General features: G+C 69.5%; 2 protein-coding genes. Both read right to left on the bottom strand.

Translation table 11 applies throughout. From position 1 onward, the window contains the following. A partial coding sequence (locus ACFRAL_RS17390; RefSeq protein ID WP_378885392.1) for a hypothetical protein occupies positions 1–327 on the bottom strand: 327 nt, incomplete at its 3' end. 33 nt (positions 328–360) lie between these two features. Next, on the bottom strand, positions 361–1364 hold a 1004-nt coding region (locus ACFRAL_RS17385; RefSeq protein WP_378885390.1), incomplete at its 5' end, for an N-acetylmuramoyl-L-alanine amidase.

Raw genomic sequence — 1364 nt, 5'->3', positions numbered from 1 at the left:
GTACCCGGGGAGCACCTGGCGGGGGGAGGGGTACTCCCCGTGGTGGATGCCGCCGGTCTCCTTGAGGTGGGAGTGCGCCACCTGCACCGCGCCGATCGCGGCCAGGTAGGCGCCGTTCGCGTCCAGGGTGAGGGCCTCGCGGTCGGCGGGGATCTCGTGGATGCCGATCCAGTTCCAGTGCGGGATGTAGACGTCCCGGGACGGGGGGGTGACCGGCGCCCGCCAGAACGGCTCACGGCCGTAACGGGCGGGGGGGGTCTGGCGTTCCAGGATGGAGAGGGCCGGGAACATCGGCGGCTGGTCGTCGTCGTTGGGTTCGGGTGACATGTGAGTGTCGATCACAGGTCTGCCTCTTTCGGGTCACTTGGGAGTGATGGGTGTTTCGGACTCCAGAGCGACGCGTACGAGGAGTCGTACGGCGGCGGCCTTGGAGATGCCGAAGCGCTGCGCGGTCCGCTCGATCTGTGCCTTTTCCTGTGCGGTGAACAGGCACGTGATGGGGTGGTCCAGCCGTTCGGCCGGATCTTTGAAAGGGCGGGCCAGCCGCGCGTCCTGCTGCACGTCCTTGAGCCCGGGCGGCCTGGTCGCGACGGGCGGCTTGGTGGCCGGGGGCTTGGGCTTGGGGTCCGCCGGCGGCTTGGGCTTGCCCGTGAGCCGGGTCTTCACCCGGGCGCGCATGGACGCCATGGTGAACCCGCGGGGGTCGATCTTGCCCGGCTGCCACTCAAGGTGCCCGATCACGGAGCCCTCGTTCCACCCGTGGTGCCGGCACACCGCGGCGGCGGCCCGCTCGATCGCTTCGAGCTGCACCGCGGGCCACGGGTCCTTGCCGTCCCCGAGGTTCTCGCACTCGAACCCGTAGAAGCGCCGGTTGCCGTCGGTGTTCGCCTCGTTGTCCGCGGGCAGTGCCGTCTCTGCGACGACCGCGCGCAGCACATCGTCGTCCCCGAGCCCGGCATGGTTGGCGCGGCCGTAGCCCACCAGGTGCACCTTGCCGTCCTTGGTGATCACGCCGTGGCAGAGCGGCCCGGGTAGACCCTCGTAGCCCTTGCGGCAGATCTCCACGGTCTTGGCGCTGCCCTTGGTCACGGTGTGGTGGATCATCACACCGTTCACGGGCCCCCAGGGCCCCTTGTGGTTGCGGTTGTGGCTGGCGGGGGACTTCCCCTCGGTCTTGACCTCGACCACGGTCAGGCCCTCGGCCCGCAGTGCCTTGGCGAACTCCGGGTAGCTCATCGGATCGGCCATGGTGATCAGTCCTCGTCCACGCGGGAGCCGAACCAGCCGTTCACCAAGCCGGACCTCGTCCTCACCGACACCCACGGCAAGAAGTACGACCTGCGCAAGCGGACCAAGGGCAAGCC

This window comes from Microbacterium sp. NPDC056736, assembly GCF_042790415.1.
In the GTDB taxonomy this organism is placed as follows: domain Bacteria; phylum Actinomycetota; class Actinomycetes; order Actinomycetales; family Microbacteriaceae; genus Microbacterium.
This window is presented reverse-complemented; position numbering and strand designations above follow the sequence as displayed.